This is a genomic window from Chryseobacterium sp. Leaf405, from assembly GCF_001425355.1.
GTDB lineage: Bacteria > Bacteroidota > Bacteroidia > Flavobacteriales > Weeksellaceae > Chryseobacterium.
Genome location: NZ_LMQN01000012.1, coordinates 267057 through 290398, shown reverse-complemented (window position 1 = coordinate 290398; position 23342 = coordinate 267057). Strand labels below are relative to the sequence as shown.

The following is a 23342-nucleotide window of genomic DNA, read 5'->3' as shown; positions in this document are numbered from 1 at the left end:
CTTATGAGAGATTTCATAAGTTCTTTTTATATAATTCGTTTAAAATTTGATTATATAGAGATTGCGTTGATCAATCTGTTTTTATCGCTTAAAAACTCCTCCATAGAGATCATACTTTCAGTTCTCATTACGTCTTGAATATCATCTATCTGATAGATAATTCTTTTTGCGTCGTCTGTATTTTTAGCTCTCACTTTACAGAAGATATTGTATTTCCCTGAAATAACACTCGCTTCGATTACGTTAGGAAGAGTAGATAACTCTTTCAAAACTTCCTGAGTTCTGTTTGATTTTGTTAAAAGGATTCCTATGAAAGCAGTGAAGTGGTAATCCAGCTTTCTGTAATCGATATTAAGAGATGATCCCAAAATAATACCTGCATCCTCCATCTTTTTCACTCTTACGTGAATTGTTCCAGCAGAAACATCCATCTGCTTAGCAATCTCTGTAAAAGGCATTCTTGTGTTCTCTACCAAGAAATCAAGAATTTTCTTGTCTATTTCGTCCAGTTGATAGTTCATATTAGTTAAATTACATTTTTCTTAAAAAATCAAGATATTTTTTACAAATTTATAAAAAATTATTTAACTAAAAAAATTATATGAAACATTAACAATAATTAACATGGATGATAAAAATCATTAAAATATTGTAATTATTTCGCTTCTGATTTTGTAGAATCTGTTTTTATTTCTGTTTTGTCGACGGCTTGTTTTTTATCTTTTTTCCTCTTTTTGAAGAAAGAATTGAAGCTTTTACTCCAAACAATACCTCCTCCATAGGCTTGGTTTGCAGTTCCGTTTGATCCTGCCCCATTTACCATACCGATATTGGAAGGTTTTGAATATCCTCTCAGAACAAGACTTCCGTCATTTTTCTTAGAAATATCATATTCGATCGTTCCTTCTCCTGACAGATAATTGGTCTCTGTATTTTCAGTTTTTGTTAAAGGAATTCCAAGTCCCGTTTTTACTTTAATTCTTGGTGAAAGGGCAAAACTTACTCCCGCATTTGCTCGATCTCCTGTGTTGGAATACTGATCACCTTTCACATAATTAAGATCAATTTGGAACTCATTACTCATCGTATTCAAAACAGATCCTAACTGTTTTAAAAGCATATTATATCCTGAAGATTCGGCAACCCCGGCAACATCCACGTCTACTCCACCCGTATTGGATACGTTGAAACTGCTTAGCAACAATACAGAACCAAACTGAAGAACTTTCTCGCCTTCCTGGCTCATCTTCGCAGCTAATGTTTCTTTAACCTGACTGGAGACGTCCAATGCAGTTACATTCAAATCTACTTTCGGATCAATAAGAGACTGTGTAATATTTGCCTGTAGTAAAATACTGATCGGCTGAATACTTCCCATATTCAGATATTCTCCGGCGTTAGAAACCATTCTTACATAGTTTGCGGTAATATCGAGCGCAGGCTTCATGGCATCTCCATCCCAACGAATACTGCTTCCTTTTTCTATCTGGAATGTTTTATTCAAAATTGCTTTAGAAACAAACGTTCCATTATCTACTCGATAGGTTCCGTTCATGGCAATATTTCCTTGTCGGTTCATTTGGAAACGCAATCTTTCTGCTGCACCTTTTACCATAATATTTCCGACATCATCACCAATTAATACATTTACGGTGGTACCTTTATCTACATCTAAGGCAAAATCAATATTCATATTTGCCCCTGTTTTTTTCTTATCTTCCAATGTTACCAAACCGTCTTTTCCTTCTTTCAAGAACCTCAGCATTTTAAATTCTTCCACATTGGAGGTCGATCCTGAATTAAAAGTAAATGTACTTCCGCTCAGAGCTTTCATATTTGGCGTCGAAATATTAAGCGCAGAAACCGCACCGTCTATATACAAATCGCCCTGTCCGTACACTCTTCCCCAAAATAAATCTAAATCTTTCTGAGTCGTATTCAACACCAGTAAATTATCGGCTCTCATTACAAGGTTGACACCCATTGATGAAATCGTTTCAAACTGTATCGCACCGGAGATATTTCCTTTGGAATTGGTTCTCCCGTCATGAACTTCTATATTATTAAGAATCGCTAAACCTTTCGTTAAAGGAATTACGGTATCATCAAAGGTATAATCTACTCCTGTAAATAACAGTTTTAATCCAAAACCTTTCAAAGCAATATCACCACTGTAATCCAGATCACTGAATTTTCCGGCTACTTTAAGATCTCCTGTTGCTTTTCCTCGTAGATTTCCAAAAACTTTTGTCACAAATTGTTGTGCAAATGCAACATCAAAATCTCTCATTTCTGCCGTGAGATCAATAGTCGGCGAAGCTGTGTTGTTGTTCACAGTTCCGGTAACGTGCAGACTGTTATTTCCGATTACTCCTGCAGAATTTACTTTAATATCAACATCATATACATTCAGGGAAAAACTATTCGTAGCAGAAACGGTAATATCACCCATATCATTACCATTCATCATGATATTGTCTACCGTAAGATCAACTAATGGCTGAAGCGTACTTTTATCCATTTTAATTTTGACACTTCCATTGGCAAGACCTTTTATATCCATTGAATTCCCACCAGCCTGCATTTCAAGCAGTTTTTCGATAGCAAAGTTGTTAATATCAGCATCCAGATAAAAGTCTTTGGCAGATTTAAACTGAGCTTCTTTTATAAAAAGTGCACTTTCATCCGAATAAATCCTTAGATTCCTGATATCAAAATCGCCTTCTTTTTTTCGATATGTAATGGAATGATTGAGATCCGGACTTGTATCTATCGCCCAGGTTACTTCATTAAATTTCACTTCCGTAGGCTCAAATCTGAACACAAAATCACCACCCGCATTTGTTGACTGATTAACATTGATGGCATATTCCTTCAGATTATCTTCCAATTCATCTTCAGGACTTCCATGTTTGAACTTTGTGGCAATATGAAGAATTGTATTGTTCTCATTTCGACCACTTAACGTAATATCTTTCAGAATATTTTTATTGTATTCTGCTCTGCTTATTTTAGCTAAAATCTGCTCATCAAGATTAGCAGTATTAATTCTCACCATCAGGCTGTCGACCATTGCGCTATCCTGCGTGATTTTATCTCTGTCATTAATTTTATATTCCGGGTTGGAGGCTGCAAGAGCTTTATCTGCTTCTGTAATCTCCTCCTTTTTAGTCATGATATATTTTAAAGAAGCCGCATCTACATTTAAAATAAGATTATTAGAATTTCCGTCATACTGCCCATCTACTTTTGCGCCTTGAGGAATTTTCAGATCAGGTAAAAAGTAGCTTACCAAACCCTGCTGAACATCAAAATTCATGGCAAAGTTTTGTCCTCTGTATATTTTTCTTGGAGCCGGACCAACGAGAATTTTATTCAGTCCGTTTTCCACCATTCCGGCAAGATCTGCCAAATTATATCGTCCTGAAATTTTTCCGTTTGCTGCTCCCGGAGCATCTACATCAATTACTCTTCCACCAGCATCAATAAATGTTTTCACTTTGGCATTCGGAATATGATATTTTTGAGTTGCCGTGGCAAAATTGATATTATTGGCTTCAATATCCACCGTAAGATCATTAATAGAAGACATCGACATTTTACCATTCACCGTTCCGCTTACAACTTGCTGACCGGGTTTGTCTGTAAAATAATTCATATTAAGATAATTAATATCAGCATCCACATTCATCGAAATTCTTGGTGTACTGAAATCAATTAACCCTTTTATTGTTGCTTTCGCCTGTTCGTCATTAACAGTGATTAATCCGTTATATTTTTTATGATCCAATAATCCGTCTAAATACAAATTATTGATCTCTTTATTCATAATTTCAATACTTGAAATCTGAGATTTAGTCGTCAAACGCATTGTATTGACATCGAAACTTTGACCATTAATATCAAATCTCCCCGAAATTAATCCGACCGATTTATTTTTTGTGATTACAGAAGTATTTAAATCCCTCACTTCAGCAATTCCGACATATTTAGGCATTGCAGAACTGTAGTCTGTTAAAGAAAAGTTGGTGATTTTTGCCTGCCCAATTCCTGTCATCAGATTTCCGTTTGACACATACACTTGTCTAGGATTTACTTTTGCGGTTCCGTTGTATTTCAATTTTCCGAAGTCATCAGCAAAATTCTTCATTTTTTTAGAAATGAATGAAGGCATCATCGCTTTGAGATCTTTGTAAGTAAAGTCTGCCGAAAGATTATTGGTTTCGATTAAAAAATTACCTTTTAGAATATTATTGACCTTTACTTTATTGGTTGCAATATTCACGTCAGGATTTCTGATCAGAAAATTTTCAAGGGTAAAATTATTCAGCGGACCGGTCATTTTCCCTGCTATATTAAATGGTTTGAAATTATCCCAATTCGTCACGAAATAACTGATATCATATCCACTCACCTGACTTCCCTGCTTCATATTCATTTCCCATTTCACTTTATCAGCAAAATCTGACCAGGAACCGTCATCATGTAAATTAAATTTTATATCGCCCTGTAAAAGTGAATGATCTGTATTTAAAGTTAAATCTTGCAAAAAAAGAAAATCCGGAGTCATCGAAAGTTCGGTAGAAAAAGTATCTACAAAATGAGATTTCCCCCATCTTTTTGTGATGAAGGACATATTGTTAATGATAGCAGAAATATTTCTTCCATTAACTTTTACATTCGGAGCCCTAAGATTAAAATTCGTTGCTGTTAACCATTTTCCCTGTTCTCCTGGAGAATTGAGGTTGACAATGGAAACTTTGGAATCAATAATCTGCAGTCGGGAATCAAGCTGAAAAGGCGGTTTGCTAGGATCCCTTTTTTTACCATTGTCGAATAGCTGTGTGAAACGAATGAAATTGGAAATACTGTCGCCTTTATAGGTAATAACTTTTATGTCAGCATTTTTCAGTGTTAAAGAATTAAAGCTTAGGGAATTATTTTTTGTAATATTGGATGCCAAAGAAAGCCAGTTGGAATTGGCAATAAATTCTTTCGACTGGATAAAATCGTATCCCTTGTAGTCTTTTATTTTTAATCCTTTTATCTTTACATTTCCAAAGAAGTTTACTTCAACACTTTCAGTTGACATCTGTGCCTTGAAATCTTTGTTTACGATCTGTAAAGCCTGATCCGCAGCCCACTGCTTCGTCACCGGGAGATTAATAATGATAAAAACAGCAGCAACTAAAGATAAACCAAGCCAAAAAAGTATCAACAGAAGTCTTGCCCACCACGAATAGCTCGTAACGTCTTTTACCGCCTGTTTACCAAACTCTTCAGCAGTTTCTATAGGATGGTGGATTGCATCTGAAGCCAGTTCAGACGCTTCCTTAACGGTCTCCTTTACAGCGCCTTCAGCATTTTCAACAGCTTTCTGTACCTGATTACCTAAGTTTCCAGCTACCGATTTTTTGTTCCCATTCTCGTTATTATTCTCTAACTTTGCCATTATTATGAGCGACTCTATAATTTTAGGTATTGAATCGTCTTGCGACGACACATCAGCAGCTATCATCAAGGGAAATTCTATTTTGTCGAATATTGCTGCAAACCAGGCTATTCATAAAGAATATGGCGGTGTAGTCCCTGAGCTGGCTTCACGTGCACATCAGCAAAATATCATCCCCGTTGTTGAAAAATCTTTAACTAAAGCAAATATACAACAAAATGCAATTTCTGCTATAGGATTTACACGCGGTCCGGGACTTTTGGGATCACTTCTTGTAGGAACCTCGTTTGCCAAGTCTCTGGCAATGAGTCTGGATGTTCCGCTAATTGAAGTAAACCACCTCCAGGCGCATATTTTAGCGCATTTCATTAAGGATGCAAATCCTATGCCGCCCAAATTTCCGTTTCTGTGCCTTACCGTAAGCGGCGGACATACGATGATCGTCTTGGTGAAAGATTATTTCGACATGGAAATTATCGGAAAAACCATTGATGATGCGGCAGGAGAAGCATTCGACAAGATCGGAAAGATCTTCGATTTAGACTATCCGGCAGGTCCTATCATCGACAAACTGGCAAAGGAAGGAAATTCCGATACTTTTAAATTTAATAAACCAAAATTAGACAATTACGATTATTCTTTCAGCGGAATTAAGACTTCTGTATTATATTTTATCCAAAAAGAAGTTAAAAAAGAGAACGACTTCGTAAAAAATAACATGCACGATCTTTGTGCTTCAGTTCAGAAGACCATTGTTGAAATTTTAATGAATAAACTGGAGAAAGCTGCGAAAGATTTAGATATAAAGGAAGTTGCTATTGCAGGTGGAGTTTCCGCCAATTCAGGATTACGACAAGCAATGCAGGATAATCATGAGAAATTAGGCTGGAATATTTATATCCCTAAATTCGAATACACGACCGACAACGCCGCAATGATAGCCATGGTAGCTCAATTGAAATTTGAAAGAGGTGAATTTACAGATTTAAGAACTTCTGCAACTGCAAAATACGATTTATGAAAATATTATTAGAAGAAAAAATACTTGGAACGCAGTCTAAAAAAAACTCAAAATATTATTGGGTTTTAGAAACGATTACAGGAAAAAATGAAGTGACAGAAAAATCTGAAGACGAAGATTATTTAATGATAAGTTCAGAAATTGGATATGTTCAAAACATAAAGGAAGAAATTGTAGAGAAAATTAATTCAGAAAATGTATTTAGTTTTACTTACGAACCGAAAGAAGGAGATTATCTTTCCATCAAAAATAATTTAAGAAAAAACGAATATTTGAATTTAATTTTTATGAATAATAAGTGGATTGAAGAAATTTATGCATGTTCATACAGAGATTGTGAGGGCGATATTTATACTACAATAAAAACCGGGGTTGCATTTTTGAGTGAGAATGAAATTTACTTTTAATCACTTATACATAAAATTCAGGCAGATTCTAAATATTTAACTATGAAACTTTTTTTTGGAGAAATAAATAGCGGAAAAGCAATCATTAATGATGAAGAGCAGCAGCACATTGTAAAAGTTCTTCGCATGAAAAATGGTGAAGAAATTCATGTGACCGACGGAAAAGGAAATCTGGCATCCGGAAAATTGATTATTGAAGGTAAAAAAGCAAGTATTGAAATCGTAGAGATTAAATCTGATTTACCTGATTTCAGTCCGAAACTTCATATTGCGATTGCTCCAACGAAAAATATTGACCGTATTGAGTTTTTTATAGAAAAAGCTGTAGAAATGGGAATTTCTGAAATTACAATTTTACAAACGGAGAAAACCGAACGCAAAAATATTAACATCGATAAATTAAGAAAACAGGCAATTGCCGCTTCAAAACAGAGTTTGAGATTTCATTTTCCTGTTATTAACGATTTAATTAAAATCCAGGATTTCCTGAAAAATATCCATTCTGAAAGTACTTTTGTGGCGCACTGCCACGAAAATTTAGAAAGAATTGATTTAAAACTAATTCCAAAAATGGAAAACATCACCTTTTTGATTGGTCCGGAAGGTGATTTTTCGGAAAAAGAGATTTCGTTTTTAGCCGAACATAATATTAAAGCTGTTTCATTAGGAAACCAAAGATTAAGAACAGAAACTGCAGGAATTTTTGTTGCTGCCTGGAATTATTACATCAAATCAATTAGCTATAAAATTAAAATTTTAATATAATTAGAAAGCGGTTAATGATGATTAACCGCTTTTTTTATTTAAAATTTTTAAATAAAAAGGATAAAAAATATGGTAAGGAAATAACGTAATCAATACAAAATTCTTAGCATCTTTGAAATCTGCCAAGATAAAGAAATCTGTATACCAATGAAAAACATACAGAAAAATCATGATAAAAGTTAAAAATTTCCGATTGAATGCTCCTAAAAAGCATGAAGCCTGAGCCACAATCCCAAAACCTGTGATAAGTATCCACAAATTTTCGTAAGCGTAAAGATTCAGAATCCAATCGGGAACTTTGATATCCGCCATCCAGTAATTATCAAGCGTATTGATTTTTGCTGCATTTTTATCAATCCAGGTAATTTTACCCGTATTTAAAATCAGATTTTTGGCAACTCCTATAAACTTAGATATTCCTGCTAAACTATAGGTAGACAATATTCCCAGATAAAAATATTGCACCCATTTAAAATCATTTTCTTTATTCAAATTCTTCGGGAGCAGAAATATTGCCATGAAAAATCCGATGATGATCAGGTGATTATTATGTCCGACACTGAAATTAAGCGAAATCGGAAAATTAATAATAGCTATTAATAAGAATATCAGGAAATTCAGAAAATAATTCTGCTTGAATATGGTAATGATTAAAAGTAAAGCACAAATCAGCAAGATACTTACATACAAAATCTCACTCGGATATTGTGGGAAAATAATTCGCTGAATCGGAAGAAACGGTTCATAAATTTCTTTTGGCCACTGATTGATTCTTCTGAAATCCAAATACTGCATCAGCAACCAATACAACGCAAAAATACGCATTGCATAATACGTAACTTTATAATTGAAAACAGTAATCTCTTCGTATTTCATTACAATTTGGTTATCTGTATTTTTTTGATTTTGAACGAAGGTTTTCCCAACTCCCACGGACTGAAACTTTCTTTATACAAAAAAATATTTTCATCCTCCAGAAGATAGCTTTTAATGAAAGTTTTCATCTTTCGGATATTATCTTTTCTATCTTCATTATTGTCAATTTTTCTGCCGTAAAAACTGGTGATTAATCCCAGATTATTTTCATCATACAACTCAGTGGCATTATACGAAAGTCTGATTGTATCGTTTCCATTGATCCTGTATAATCTGTATTGTTCTGCAAGTTTTTCATTTCCACTGGGACTTGTAAACAGCTTCCAACTGAAAAACGGGTAAATTTCTTTTCCGCCTTTTCCCATGACATACAAAGAAACAAACGACAGAAAAAGTGAAATAAAAAAAAGATATTTGGTATATTTCTGCATGGTTACTTGTGTTTTTTAAAGTAAAATATTAATTGAACTCAATATTATTATCTTTCAAATATTTATCAAAAATCTGCTGTCCGCTTCTTATCGAATTCACTGTCCAAAGGATTTTCATTCTTAGAAGCTTTTCTTCATCTAATTTATAATCAATGTTTGATTTTATCAGCTTTTGTTTCAATTCATACATACAAATTGATGCCGCCACCGAAACATTAAAACTTCTCGTAAAACCATACATAGGAATCGCCAATGTCTCATCTGCAAAATCCAGAATTTCTTGAGAAACACCTTCCATTTCAGTCCCGAAAACCAAAGCAATCGGTTCGGTTATTTCGTATTCGGGAAGCATTTTCGCATTATTTTCTAAGGAAACAACGACTATTTTGTACCCTCGATCTTTAATTTTCTGGAAAGATTCTAAATTTCTTGGCATTTTTTCCACCTCAACCCAAGTGTCAGCACCCTTGGTTACTCGAAGATTGGGTTCAAAACTATATTCTTCCTGCAAAGCCACCACTTTATGAAAGCCGCACGCTTCAACGGAACGCACAATCGCCGCTGCATTTCTAAACTGATAAATATCCTCGACGACAGGAAGCACAAAATCAGAACTTTCCGATGAAAAATGCTCAATTTTCGCTAATCTTTCCTCTGTTAAAAACTGTTTTAAATATTCAAAAGTTTGTTCTAAATCTTCCATTCATTTTCAAATCTTTACAAATTAACGTAATTTTGAGAAATGAATCTGAATCAGGTTTAAAAATCTAATAAAAGTCATGTAATGAAACGAAAAGTCCTGCTTATATATACCGGTGGAACCATTGGTATGGAGAAAGATTATGAAACCGGAAGCCTTCGTGCCTTTGATTTCGGAAATATTTTTGAGAAAATGCCCGAAATGAAATTGATGGAATGTGAAGTTTTCGTACATCCTTTCGCTAAGCCACTCGACTCTTCGGATATGGGACCAGAAGAATGGAAAACGATCGCGAATCTGGTTTTCGAAAACTATAAAAAATACGACGGTTTTTTAATTCTTCATGGAACAGACACCATGTCTTATACGGCTTCAGCATTAAGTTTCATGCTAAAAGGATTAGAAAAACCTGTGATTTTAACCGGTTCACAACTTCCTATCGGGGATTTGCGAACGGATGCAAAAGAAAATCTTCTGACAAGTTTATATTATGCAAGTTTGTATGAACAAAATGATGCAGTGATTCAGGAAGTTGCGATTTATTTTGAATATAAATTATTAAGAGGAAATAGAACATTGAAATATTCTGCGGAGTATTTTGATGCATATTCGAGTCCGAATTATCCTATTCTTGGGCAATCGGGAGTTCATCTGAATATTATTAAAGATAATCTTCATCGTTGTGATCCGAGAATTGATTTTCACGTAGACGATCATATTTCGGAAGATATTATTTTCTGGAGAATTTTTCCAGGAATGAATCTGAACCATTTTAAAGAAATCCCTAAAATGAAAGTGTTGATTCTTCAGGTTTTTGGCTCAGGAACAATCTTCAGCAGCGAAAAAACATTGGAAACTTTACAACAAATCCGAAACAATGGAACAGAAATCGTGGTGGTAAGTCAGTGTATTTCAGGAGGAATTTCGTTTGGAAAATATGAAAATAGTAATATTTTCTCAAGAATCGGAGCCATCAGTGGAAAAGATATGACTGCTGAAAGTGCTATTACAAAAGCCATGCACTTAATTGACAACCCAAATTACAAAGGAAGCTTTGCCAATAACTTCGCCAGAAATCTTTGTGGAGAAATTACGGCTTAAAACTGCATTAATAATTTGCATATTCAAGAAAATACTCTATTTTTGCAGTCTCAATAAAGAGAGGTGTCCGAGTGGTTGAAGGAGCTACCCTGGAAAGGTAGTATGCGGGTAACTGTATCGAGGGTTCGAATCCCTTCCTCTCTGCAATAGACTTGTAAATCAATGATTTATGAGTCTTTTTTATTTTACAATACCTTTATTCTTAGGTAATTATACTTTATTACATTTAAAATCTCTGCGACTGTATTATTTAATTAATTCAGAAATTTCAATTTAAAGGTTGCATAAAAGGTTGCAACTTTTTTCATGAGGTTGCATATTAAGCATTTAAAAATCAACACATTAAAAACCTAAATAAGTAATGGAAATAAACAAGTTAAATATCTTGTTTGTTATTTCTAAAAGCAGAATTAATAAAGCTGGTTTAGCACCATTATTTTGCAGAATAACATATCAAGAGGAAAGAAAACAGTTTGCTACAGGATTATTCGTTAATCCATCACAGTGGCAAAATAACAAACAGAAAGCAAATCCACCCAATGAGTATAATAAATTTATCAATTCCCAACTGAGCCTGATTAAGAATGAAATTAATCAGGCTTTTTTATTCCTTCAGCTTCAAAAATCAGATTTTGATACTGAAAAAATCTATAAGCAATATAAAGGTGAAACACAGAATGAGGACAAGACTTTAATGGATGTTTTTAATTATCATAATAATAAGATGAAAAGCTTAGTAGGAATTGAAGGCTCAATTAACAGTTGGGAGAGATACCATAATACACATAACCACATTAAAGATTTTCTATGGTTTAAGTTCAAGAGAAAGGATATGAAGCTAAAAGATATTCAATTCAGTTTCATTACAGATCTTGAGTACTATCTGAAAGTTGAGAAGAAGTTTAAGCCTACCACTACATACAGAAGTATAGGAAGGTTCAGAAAAGTCATTAGAGTTGCAGTAGCAATGGACTATCTAATTAAAGACCCTTTTATTCTGTATAGAACAAAGGAACCCAAAAAAGAGATTATTTACTTAACTATGCAAGAACTGAACTTAATCGAGAACCATAAATTTGCTTCTGACAGGCTTCAACAAGTTGCAGATATGTTTATCTTTTGTTGTTATACTGGTTTAGCATTTCAGGAAATGGCTAATCTTAAAAAAGAAAACATTATCAATAAATTTGATGATAATCTTTGGATAGAAATGTACAGACAGAAAACACAAAGAAAGTTCTCTGTTCCCTTATTACTAAAGGCTATTACTATCATTGACAAGTACCAGTACCAAGATAATGTATTACCTGTTATTTCAAATCAAAGATTCAACTCATATCTAAAAGAGATAGCTGAAATAACAGGAATTAACAAAACACTTACCCATCATATAGCTAGAAAGACTTTTGCTACTACTATCTTATTATATAACGATATTCCTATTGAAATAGTTTCAGAGTTACTGGGGCACTCTAAGATCACAATGACACAGGAACACTATGCTAAAATTATGGATAATAAGATCAATGAATATATGATAGAATTAGGTAAAAAGTTAAAATGATTGTAAATATTAACTGTGTTGTGGTATTTTTGCAGCACAGTTAATTATAATGAGCAATACCATATTACCTAATACTTACTTCCAAGAATACCCAATAGAATTTAAACAAATTAATCCTTTTGATTTTAATGAACATTATACAGTTAGTGACAAGATTCAAATTACTCCTGATGATGATGGATATATAAGTAAAGCGTTAATGCCTATTTTAGAAGCTACTTATGATATTCAAAATACAGTAGTAATTAATGCTGGTGTTGGTCAAGGTAAGTCTAAATCTATTATTGATTTAGCTGTCAAATATGCAAACGATAATAAATATATGGTAATTGTTGCTGTACCATTTAATAATTTAATTAGTCAATATGTAGAAGATTTTTCAAAATTTATTGATATTGGAAAAATTTTTAATATTCAGGAATTGCCATTGGTAAACATCTCTGATAAAGATAACAGCAATGATTTTAATGTAAAAGATTTTAGAATACATGTTATGACTGTCAACGCCTTACTTGGTAATGGTGGAGAAAACTTAGTTAGCTCAAAAAAAAGAATTAAATATTTTAAAAAATTAGTATCCGCTTGCAATACTGGTAAGAAGTTAGTGATAATTTTTGATGAGATACATGACAGTATCTATAATTTTAGAGAAGAGAATATTTTCAATCTATGGAAGTTTGAGGGCTTTATTCATAAGATTTTAACAGTAAGTGCTACATATAATGAAGCTTCTAAAGAAGTTATCAAATACCTTTCAGAGTTCACAAACAAAACTATTCAAATTATTGAATCAGAGAGAAAAAGATTTATAGAAAAACAAAGTAGATTACATATTAATTTTTATTCAGGATATGAACTTGATAGTAATAAAAGACTTATTAGTTTAGTGAACCATTTTGTAGAAAAAAATAAACCATTTGACATAATGGTGTATTCAAAAAAACTAACAAAAAAGCTAATTGGAAAACCAGATTCTAAATCTGAAACTGTAAAAGTTTCAAATATACTTTACCCTATAAGAAGTAGAATTAACAGATGTTATTATGACCCACTAGATAAAAAAGCTAATAAAACTTTTGATTCAAAACTAATAAACATTGGCACAAACTTTACTACTGGTGTTAATATAAAAAATAAGAATCATCACTTTATTGTTATTCTTCCACCAGAAGCTAATTTATATTATGGCATGCACAAAGGTGCTTTTACAAGTGGATTGAACTCCATTGTGCAATCTTTAGCAAGGCAGAGATTGAAAGGCGACATTCATGTATTTCTTACTAATCCACCTTGCATTAATATTGATTCCTTTCCTCATTCTTCAGAACAAAACAACATATTAGAAGATGTTTTTAGAGAAATTTCATATAAATCATTAGACAAATTTAGTTATACAAATATTAATAATCAAGCAAATACTTTAAGTGGTAAGTTTAAAGAATTGTATGAAAGCGTATCTAAGGAAATCTTGCACGTTGATAAAATAAAAAGAGTTGGAATGAATAGGCTTTTATATCCATCAAAAGAAATATTTATTTTAGAGAAAGGTGAAAAGTTTCTTACAAAAAAATTCTTTGGGGGAAACATATCAGCTTATTTTACTTGGGCAGCTATTACTAATCAATTTCTTAATTGTAAATTAGAAAGTTTACATATTTCAAAAAAGATTTATTTGAGTTCAGATAAATTATTTGAACAAATTTCAGACATATATAATCAAGAACTTAAATTTATTGGTTCACTTTGGAGACATAAAGAGGATAAGATAGAATTTTCTCATAATTTATCCGATTTTGAATTATTGAAATACTTTGAAGAGTTATTTTTTAAGTCTTTTGAATTAAGATTGGATAAAGAAAAACTTACACTATCAGACACGAATAAGATATATAAAATATTGGTTGAGTTAATTTTTGACTCACATTTTGTTTCAAGTAAAGAATTTCAAAAGTTGTATTTTAAATCTTGTGTTTATTTTGCTTCAAAGATTAATTTAGATGATAGTAATGTCGTAGAAATGTTAAATTCAAAACAAAAAGAAATAATCAAATTATATCAGGACTGGTGGAAATTAGTCAGCTTACTAGATTTCACTAAAAAGAAGATAAAGCTTAAACATAAACTATCCAATAATCCATTTCCAGAATTCGTTTCTTTATATAATGAGTTAGACATTGAAAATAACTTTAAAGAATTACAGAAGCTTGATATAGCTATTTCTAAATCTTTAATACCCTTTAAAAACACATTAAGTAAACAAAAATCTAAAATACAAATGATTGAAAGTTTTTATGGATTATTGATTAAAACATTCTTCAATGGTAATTTAAAATCTACAAAAATTCTAGGAGAGTCTGCATATCATTACATATTGGAAGATTTAGTATTTGAAGAGTCTAAACTCTTAAACCTAATCTACAATCGTTTTCCTGAATATATAATTTAAAAAAGCATCATTTTTTCCAAATACTTATATAATAATAAGGAAAAAGTAATGCTTTTTAAACACCAATCTCAATTTTGAGGTTGGTTTTTTGTTTTCTGGAAACCACCAGTAACATAGTTATATTCATTTTCAAAATTAAATAGTGAACCAAAAATATTAACAATTAAACTTTATAGCAATGCAATTAAAACAATCACAAAGACAACAAGTAAAGCTCAGATTAGGATTGTCTGGAGCATCTGGATTTGGAAAGACCAAATCAGCCTTATTATTAGCTTATGGGATGACACAAGATTGGAGCAAAATAGCTGTTATTGATACAGAAAATTCTTCTGCTTCTTTATATTCTGATTTAGGAAATTATAATGTTCTGGATTTACAAGCTCCTTATTCTCCTGAAAGATATATTCAAGCAATAGAGTTATGTGAGAAATCAGGAATTGAAGTTATCATAATAGATTCTGCAAGCCATGAATGGAATGGTACTGGTGGATGCTTGGAAATTCATGAAAAACTGGGAGGTAGGTTTCAGGATTGGGCTAATGTAACCCCAAGACATCAAAACTTTATCAATAAGATATTGCAGTCAACTTGCCATATTATCACTACTACCAGAAGAAAGATGGATTATTCATTAGATATTGGTAGCAATGGTAAGGCACAAGTAGTAAAGCATGGAACTAAAGAAATTACCAGAGATGGTTTTGAATATGAATTAACTATCAATTTTGAACTGGTCAATGAAAATCATTTGGCTAAAGCATCAAAGGATAGAACAGGATTATTTATGAATAAACCTGAATTTGTAATTACTTCTGCTACTGGTCAATTGATATTGGAATGGTGTAATTCAGGAGCAATCATTAAACAAACAAATAATCAGAACACCTTTACTGGTGATTCTCGCTTCTCTAAAGAAGATATTCTCAATAAAATTAGTACCAGTAACACTATTGCAGAACTTTTGGCTATTTATAAACAATACCCAGAATATCAGGAAGAATTAAAGAATGAATATGAAACAAGAAAGTCATTCTTAATTAGACTATCTAACCCACAAAACTTTTCTACCAATGGAAAACACTATTGATTTAATTGAAGAAAATAACAAACTGCAACTTTCTCCTGTACAGCATTTATCACCAGTAGCCAAGATACTTGATATGACTGTTCTTTCTCAAAGTCAATATCAAGACAAGCCTTTTATTGAAGCAAATACACAAGAGATTGATATTTACAGTTTAAGAAGTGATTGTATAATTCCTGTATTCTCTAAAGATAATGAGAAAACTATTGCTCATCAGGAATTTATTGAAATCACACAGAATTGTATTGCTAAAATATTTCCTAACCAAATTTTTATTGAACCTGAAATCAGAGTTTCCCATCAAATTAAAGGCAGAACTCCTGATGCTATCTATAAAAATGCAAAGGATTTATTAGATAATGAAAGAACACAATATTTTGAAAGAATGGCTTTCATAATTAAGATTCCTAGTATTACAGACTTTGTTACTGGTAATGAATTATCCCTTACAGTTGGTGGGGTTAGAGCATATAATCAGGAAAATCTTTACAATAAAAAGACATTTGAGAAGTTTAAATTCTTTGTAGGGTTTCAGAATAAAGTATGCTGTAATCTCTGTGTTTGGAGTGATGGTTTTGTTGATGATTTGAAAGTAAGTTCTTATGAGGAACTGCAATCTAAACTATTAAACATATTAGGTAACTATAATGCAGAAAATCACCTATCTGAAATGAAGCAATTTGCAGACTATTCTTTAACTGAACATCAGTTTGCTCAACTGTTAGGTAAAACAAGATTGTATCAACACTTACCTAAAAGTGAAAGACAAGCTTTGCCATTATTGCAGTTTACTGATGGTCATATTAATACAATCACAAAAGATTATTATGAAGATGAAAGCTTTTGTAGAGATAATAACGGAGATATAAATCTTTGGAATCTCTATAATCTTTTTACACAAGCCAATAAGAGTAGCTATATTGATACATTTTTAGATAGAAATTTGAATGCCTTTGATTTTACCAAAAGTATTCAGCAGACACTTAATGGTAATTCAAATTATCATTGGTTTTTGAGTTAATTCTTGTAACCTCTTCCAGAATGGAAGGGGTTTTACATTAAGGATATAATATTTTTTTAATCCTATCTTTAAATTCTTCTGGGCAGCCTATTATTAACCTTTCTTTTTCACTTTCAGTTATTTCACTTTCAGTTAGCCATTCTTCATGATTAAGATTCCATTGACTCTTATCATAGAAGTGTTTTATTTTGCCACTCTCGTAAAATGTATAATCATTATCAAGCATTCCTTTTTTCATGGAATTAATGCTACAAATTATTTTATCTTCCATTTATTCTATTTTATTTGAAAAATCTAACATCATATGATATAATGTTAAATTTTTGCCAGATTTAGTTATATGTTTTGATTTATAGGAAAATTCAAAGTTGCTTATGAATTTATATTCAGTGAATTTAGTGAAAAATTTACATTGCTTCTCAATATCTGTTTTCTCTACAAAAAAACCTAACATTCCATTAACACCATAATATGTTGGATATTTTTCATCAACAAATCTATCTATACCCTCTTTTAAATATGCATTATATAAGCTACTTTTATTAAGTGGTGATTTACCATTCAACCTCTTACATTCAATGATGTAAGATGATTCAGTAGAGTAGAAGCTTTTTTTTAGATCAATCACTTCAATATCGGAATAACCTCTCTCATTATAATTATCATCTATAAAAGCTGTCTCCGTCTTGAAAAGAAAATTATTTAACCCTAATTGATCTCTTATAATTTGATTGTTTAAATAATCTTTGTAAAGTCTATTCTTAATTTTATTTTCATTATTTTCAATACAATCAAAATCTTCTAGCATTTTTATATAACATAGATATATTTGAGATAAGATATACTCAAAATTCTCATTAATATATAGTCTTATATATTTAGGGTTATTAATTTTCATTATATATATTCTCCATTATCAAGTTTGAAAAAAGCCTCAATAAATTCAGCTAAATCTAGGTATGCTAATGCTGTGTGCCAAGATTTGTATTGATTAGGTTTTGCAATATAAAAGAAATCATCTTCAAAGCCTTTAATATCTTTTTGCAAATATAAATTTTCACTTAATTTTTCAAAACCTAATTTAGTTAGGAAAATAAGTAATTCATTATTATCATTTTTACTCCATTGAATGGCATTAAAACTTGTTGAAGGATTTGGTATTATTTTGAATTTCATTAAAATAGTAAATTCAGACCATAGGATTTCTGTTTCAAAATAGTTGCCATCAGATTTAAATCTTTTACTAAAATGATCATTAAATATATCAGCATAATTTTCTAAAAAGTGTTCTTTATATTTAATTTTCCCTATAATCTTTCTTTTATTTTCAATACTACCTTTTAATAAGGGAATTGTAACATTGTTTGCATAACTAATTAAAGCTTTCTCACTTGGTGAAATGTTGTATAGCTTATTTAGAAAACTATTGATTTGTTTCTCTACCTGTAATATTTGTATATCTAAGTCTTGGCTTTCATAATCTGAAAAATCTCTAGCATTTCTCTGGCTAAATAAAAGTTTCAATTCCTCGGAGTATGTTTTTAAAATGCCATTTTCATCAATTATCAGTGGAATTGAAAATTTATCATCTTTATCATGTGACTGCTCCCTCTCAATTCCTATAGAAGAATTAGTTTGTAATAAAAAGTAACTAAAAAAATCAGAATTAAATAAGCTCTCAAGAGTATATATAATATTTTTAGCATAATCATTCAATGGCTTTATACCTGTTATTGCATCAGTATAAATAACATCTATTGATGAAATAGCTGCTTTAGCTCTAAATTCACTAGTTATACCCTTACCTACAAGTAATACAGGTGCTTTGAAAAGAGATAATTTTCTTGGTCTATGAACATATTCTAGATTTTCAAGAAAATTTGCTGAATACTCAATGTTAAAAGGTCTTAACCCTTTCTGTTTTGAAATAATAGAATGGTCTATCTTCTTATGATCTAAAATTTTATTTTCATCACCACCATTTACAATTATACCTTTGCCAAACAAAAAATTTTTTTCATTATTTATATAATCAAAGATAGATTTTGTTGATTTAAATCTTTTTATAAATTGGTAGTCTAATATATTCCCATAAACTAATACTTTCCATATCCAATCTTCATCTATAAGAAAACCTTGTGTAATTTCTTTTATATCATATTTTTCAATAATAATTAACTTAAATACTTCAAAAAATATGTTTGGCTTAAGAGAGATATGTTTTATTATATTTTCTCTTAATAGGCTTTCATCACTCTGCTTTTTATAAAATATTATAGTTGCAGGTGCAATTGCACTATCACTTGATTGATTGAATATTTGGTGTCTGACAGATGAGAGTTCAATAACCTTTCTAAGAGAGAAATTATTTAATAGATAATTTCTGAAAATTCCTTTTTTATTTTTTCTACTAACTTTATATAAAATTTTACTTACAACTATTAAAGCAGCTTCATTAAAATTAAAATCTGAAACCCTGACTAAAAATGCTTCTGCAATTTCTCTATTATCAATCTCAAGATTAGATCCCTCTATTCTTTTTCTATTTTCAACATATTTTTCAAACAATTGTTTTTCCTTAGCATGTTTAGTTTTCCAAGGAGGATTTCCTAAAATAAATTCAAAAGAATGCTTTTGCAATTTAATATTAAAATCATGATTTAAATCAAAGAAATCTGCAACAAAAAAGTTTTTATTAACTAATGCTGGTAGTTTAAAGTCACTAATACTTTTAGGAACAAGATTGTCTAATAGGGTTATATATAGGGAAAAGATAGCAACACTAATTGCATTTTCGTCTTTATCAATTCCAAAAATATTTGTAGTTAATAGATTTATTAAGTCAATCTTATATTTTGTATAATTGTCTTCACTATCTTTATATGAAGGATTTATTTTCTTGTATTGATTTATTATTAATCTTAAAGTTTCAACTAAGAAAACCCCAGACCCACATGCTGGATCTAAAACTTTACAATTAAAAGTTTCATTATTGCTGTTAAAAAAATGCTTAACTGTTTCTTTTTCAATGTAGTCTACTAAGAATAATGGTGTGTAATAAGCTCCTTTTACTGCTTGATTTTCAGCTCCAATAAATCTTTCATAGATATTACTAATGAATTCAATTGGAATTATAGAGAAATCATATAAGTTAAATAAGGATAATATTGTTGAGTCTTTTAATAATTTTCCTCCTTTTAATAAAGCTATTAAAATTGATAAATGTTCATTAGTAACAAATTCATTCTCTGAAATTATTTCCTCATCAATTTTATACTTTAATGGAAAGAGATTATCTCCAAAATCTTCTAAAATTTCAGTAAATAACTTATAGCAATCTTCTTTTTCTGCGAGTATATTATGGAAATCATTCTGATTCTTGATTTTATATTTATCTAAATTTATTTCTCTATCTATTAAATAGCGAATAAAAATAGATCTTCCAATTAATGAATTAGCAATTTTAGAATTTAAATTATAATCTAATATTAATTTCTTTCTAAATTCACTTATATTATTTAACAGAAAATAATCAACTCTATTTTCTTGTTTAAATTGTTTTTGAAATTTATCCCACGTTTTTCCTGTTATAATTTCAAAATAATCAAAATCCTTAAGATTATTATTTTTTATTACATCAAGACCAGTTCTACTATTTAATAATTTAAATCCATTCTTTATTATCCATTGTTTTCCATCATTAATGAAAACTATAGGAGATTGATTAAAATTCCAAATTTGTATCTCTATCTCTTCTTGCTTGTCAGAATCTTTATAATTTTCAAAAAATAATATTAATGGCTCTCCTTTAATACAGAAGAAAGCAGTTGGAGAAAGATCAATCAATGATTGTTTAGCTCTACTATTTAGAAAATCAGTACTTTCTTTAAATAAATCATCAAAATAAAATAATTCTTCTTTTTGAAACAAATTAAGCTGTTCTAATAGAGAATTAGTCTTTTTAAAAATATTTATAAATTCTTCTAAATCATTGTATGAATATTTAATTTCAGAGAAATGTTTAATCTGAATTTTATTAAAGTCTTCATTCGAGTAATGATTAAAATTATCTACACAAAATTGTTTTAGTCTTTCAGAGATTTTTAAATCAAATTTTTCTTTATAATAAATTGTATTTAAAATGCATAATTGAGGTAAAGGGTTTTCCTCTAAAACTAAATCTAAAATATTAGTATCTAAGAAATTAGTAAAATCATTAGTAAATAAAAAACTTTGAGCCTTGTAATCAAATATTATTGATGAGAAATTAAAAAATGTTGATTTTGGCAAAACATAAGCATCAAATAATTCCCATCTTATTTTTTCATTCTTAATTGCCCAAGTAGATTCAACTTTCCATAAATCAATAGTAAACCCTGCTAAATTGATCTTATATCCATTAAAACTATTAATTCGGAAATCATAATTTTTTAAAAAATTATTTAATGCTAAATCATCTCCCTGATAAACGATATCTATATCTCTTGCTTTTTCATTATACTGTATGAAAAAATTTCTAATTACTCCACTAAAAATATATATATCAGAAAACTGTGACAGACTTTCAATAAAATCTATTATTTCTGTCACAGTAATTTTTTCTAAATATTGTAAAAAATATTTAGCTTCATTTTTAATATGTGTTTCTGTACTAATTAATTCTTTGTCCACTTATTTTTTGATAGTGCTTTAATGCATATTGGTCAGTCATTCCACTGATGAAATCAACAACAACTCTAAGTTTATAATAAAGATCCAAATCGTTAAAACATGGATTTATATTTTTAACAATTTTAAATCTTACTTTTGATAATCTTTTATATTCTTCAGTAGTGAGTTTTTGCTTTTTTTGTTTTTCAAATTGTTCCATATATATTGGAGAAAGTTTTGAAAAATATTTTTGTATAGCTAAAGTTTTATTAATATTCTTATTTAGTTTGTTATCAGTATTGCCTTTTTCTTGAAATATTTTTTGTTTTGATTGTAAATCTTTAATAATATTTTCAATTTTTCTCTGACATGTTTTAATTAAGTTTTCTTCTATTGCAGCATCAATTATAGATTTTGAAATTAAAGCTGTGGTTCTGTTTGCAAAACTATCATCTTTTTTTAAGAATATGAAATCTATGTAGAATTCTAATAGCCCTACTATAACTGAATACCCCGTTGATTCTAGATTATTAATTTCTCTAGATTTGAAAATTTCAGTACTAAAGCTTTTAACAATTTCATAAACATTGTCTTTATCATCTTCAATTAATTCTTCATTATAAGTCCCATTCTCAATTCTATCAAGATTATTTATAAAATTGTCAAAGCTAATTTTAACAAAATATGCAATTAGTTTTATCCTAGCATTGACAATTTTATAAGTTTCATCTTGAAATTTATCGGTTAATATATCATAAACCTCTCTACAAACCTCAATTTCTTTATGCTGCCCAAATTTTTTTGCAATATGATCTAAAGAATAAATGCCCTTGTTAAAGCCATCTTCCATATCCATACATAAATATGCTATTGTATCTGCTGCTTCCATTAAATAGCAAAGGGGATGCCTCAGTTCTCTGTCTTCTAATTTTAAACCTGTTTCATTAACAATAAGATTAAAATATTCTAATTCAGAGTAAAAAATGCCATGTTTATTGTTTTCAATAAAATTATCATTAAAAATTTCACCTATAGTTTCTTTTTCTTTTTTCTTTAACTTATTGATTTTTTTGAAATTAGGATACTTTATTGATGAAGCAAGTGTTGCATATGTTAAGTTTAATCCAAAAGGATCATTTAATGTTTGTAATTTAGTTAGAACTCTTAAGCCTTGTGCATTACCATCATAATGAACAAAATCGCTTTTCTGATGTGGATTTAGAGTATTGAAATATTCTTTTTCTCTTTCAAATAACTCTTTAAAATAATTGCAAATAATTGTTTCTCCAAAATGTCCAAAAGGTGAATTACCTATATCATGAACTAAACATATATTTTGTAACAATATCGGAATTATTCTAAATAATTCTGATTCTGTTTTGCCTGTTATTCTTTGAAACTTTTCAGATTCTGATAATTTTATTCCAAAAGTATAACCTAATGACATAACTTCATTGGAATGTGTTAATCTAGAATGAATATTATCATCAGTTGTTAAAGGGAAAACTTGTGTTTTATCATGCATTCTTCTTAATGCAGGGCTATAAATTATCCTTCCATAATCACTTTCAAATGCATTTCTCCTGTCTGTTGGTGTTGATCTCCTTATTCTTTCTGATGACAATAGTTTTGTCCAATCCATAATTATTAGTTTTTATGTAAATATAAACCTTATAGATATAATTAAAAACATTAGAATTTTTTTTTTTTTTGAAAATTTTTATAACTATAAAATTTATTCAAGTTTAAATCCCCCTGTAAAGACCCCCACCCATCCTTGGGAATGGAAAACATCCCCCCACCAGTAATAATAGAAAGAAA

The 23342-nt window shown here is 30.1% G+C and carries 17 protein-coding genes and 1 tRNA gene; 9 read left to right on the top strand and 9 right to left on the bottom strand.

The window, feature by feature from the left end; genetic code table 11:
* Positions 1-50: 50 nt before the first annotated feature.
* The gene (locus ASG22_RS07485; protein ID WP_055982657.1) at positions 51-521 is read right to left on the bottom strand and encodes an Lrp/AsnC family transcriptional regulator; all 471 of its coding nucleotides are present in this window, start codon (positions 519-521) and stop codon (positions 51-53) included.
* A gap of 134 nt (positions 522-655) precedes the next feature.
* Positions 656-5452 carry a translocation/assembly module TamB domain-containing protein gene (locus ASG22_RS07480; protein WP_055982656.1) on the bottom strand — a complete coding sequence of 1599 codons (4797 nt, stop codon included), beginning with the start codon at positions 5450-5452 and terminating at the stop codon, positions 656-658.
* Positions 5453-5456: 4 nt separating this feature from the next.
* Here ASG22_RS07480 and tsaD point away from each other — a divergent pair, with 4 nt between their 5' ends.
* The 3 genes from tsaD to ASG22_RS07465 are packed head-to-tail and all read left to right on the top strand — an operon-like array spanning position 5457 to position 7645.
* Complete coding sequence (gene tsaD, locus ASG22_RS07475) at positions 5457-6473, top strand: tRNA (adenosine(37)-N6)-threonylcarbamoyltransferase complex transferase subunit TsaD (RefSeq protein WP_055982654.1); 1017 nt, start codon at positions 5457-5459, stop codon at positions 6471-6473.
* Complete coding sequence (locus ASG22_RS07470; protein WP_055982652.1) at positions 6470-6880, top strand: hypothetical protein; 411 nt, start codon at positions 6470-6472, stop codon at positions 6878-6880. Before tsaD ends, ASG22_RS07470 begins: the two co-directional genes overlap by 4 nt.
* A gap of 42 nt (positions 6881-6922) precedes the next feature.
* Positions 6923-7645 (top strand): RsmE family RNA methyltransferase, encoded by a 723-nt coding sequence (locus tag ASG22_RS07465; protein ID WP_055982650.1) that lies wholly within the window; start codon positions 6923-6925, stop codon positions 7643-7645.
* 21 nt (positions 7646-7666) lie between these two features.
* Here the strand turns inward: ASG22_RS07465 and ASG22_RS07460 are convergent, their stop codons facing one another.
* The 3 genes from ASG22_RS07460 to ASG22_RS07450 are packed head-to-tail and all read right to left on the bottom strand — an operon-like array spanning position 7667 to position 9655.
* Complete coding sequence (locus ASG22_RS07460; protein ID WP_055982648.1) at positions 7667-8521, bottom strand: hypothetical protein; 855 nt, start codon at positions 8519-8521, stop codon at positions 7667-7669.
* The gene (locus ASG22_RS07455) at positions 8521-8952 is read right to left on the bottom strand and encodes a hypothetical protein (RefSeq protein WP_055982646.1); all 432 of its coding nucleotides are present in this window, start codon (positions 8950-8952) and stop codon (positions 8521-8523) included. The genes ASG22_RS07460 and ASG22_RS07455 overlap by 1 nt, the downstream gene beginning before the upstream one ends.
* 28 nt (positions 8953-8980) lie before the next feature.
* Entirely contained in the window at positions 8981-9655 is a 675-nt protein-coding gene (locus ASG22_RS07450; RefSeq protein WP_055982644.1) for a TrmH family RNA methyltransferase, read from the bottom strand.
* 81 nt (positions 9656-9736) lie between these two features.
* Here ASG22_RS07450 and ASG22_RS07445 point away from each other — a divergent pair, with 81 nt between their 5' ends.
* The 6 genes from ASG22_RS07445 (at position 9737) to ASG22_RS07420 (ending at position 16871) form a co-directional block, all read left to right on the top strand.
* On the top strand, positions 9737-10753 hold the full coding sequence (locus ASG22_RS07445; protein ID WP_055982642.1) for an asparaginase: 1017 nt from the start codon (positions 9737-9739) through the stop codon (positions 10751-10753).
* A gap of 57 nt (positions 10754-10810) precedes the next feature.
* A tRNA-Ser gene (locus tag ASG22_RS07440) sits at positions 10811-10897 on the top strand.
* A 217-nt stretch (positions 10898-11114) separates the two neighbouring features.
* Positions 11115-12317, top strand: a complete 1203-nt coding sequence (locus ASG22_RS07435) for a site-specific integrase (protein ID WP_055982640.1) — start codon at positions 11115-11117, stop codon at positions 12315-12317.
* 49 nt (positions 12318-12366) lie between these two features.
* Positions 12367-14763 carry a DEAD/DEAH box helicase family protein gene (locus ASG22_RS07430; RefSeq protein ID WP_055982639.1) on the top strand — a complete coding sequence of 799 codons (2397 nt, stop codon included), beginning with the start codon at positions 12367-12369 and terminating at the stop codon, positions 14761-14763.
* A gap of 178 nt (positions 14764-14941) precedes the next feature.
* A complete protein-coding gene (locus ASG22_RS07425; RefSeq protein WP_055982637.1) occupies positions 14942-15853 on the top strand; it encodes an AAA family ATPase in 912 nt (303 codons plus the stop codon).
* Complete coding sequence (locus ASG22_RS07420; RefSeq protein WP_055982635.1) at positions 15837-16871, top strand: DUF3871 family protein; 1035 nt, start codon at positions 15837-15839, stop codon at positions 16869-16871. The genes ASG22_RS07425 and ASG22_RS07420 overlap by 17 nt, the downstream gene beginning before the upstream one ends.
* Before the next feature lie 37 nt (positions 16872-16908).
* Here the strand turns inward: ASG22_RS07420 and ASG22_RS07415 are convergent, their stop codons facing one another.
* The 4 genes from ASG22_RS07415 to dgt form a co-directional block, all read right to left on the bottom strand.
* Positions 16909-17142, bottom strand: coding sequence for a hypothetical protein (locus ASG22_RS07415; RefSeq protein WP_055982633.1), 234 nt, complete (start codon positions 17140-17142; stop codon positions 16909-16911).
* Positions 17143-17679: a hypothetical protein gene (locus tag ASG22_RS07410; protein ID WP_131726166.1), complete on the bottom strand. Its 537-nt coding sequence runs from the start codon at positions 17677-17679 to the stop codon at positions 17143-17145.
* 89 nt (positions 17680-17768) lie between these two features.
* Complete coding sequence (locus ASG22_RS07405; protein ID WP_238586870.1) at positions 17769-21542, bottom strand: N-6 DNA methylase; 3774 nt, start codon at positions 21540-21542, stop codon at positions 17769-17771.
* Positions 21523-23163, bottom strand: a complete 1641-nt coding sequence (gene dgt / locus ASG22_RS07400; protein ID WP_055982629.1) for a dGTP triphosphohydrolase — start codon at positions 23161-23163, stop codon at positions 21523-21525. Before dgt ends, ASG22_RS07405 begins: the two co-directional genes overlap by 20 nt.
* Positions 23164-23342: the final 179 nt, after the last annotated feature.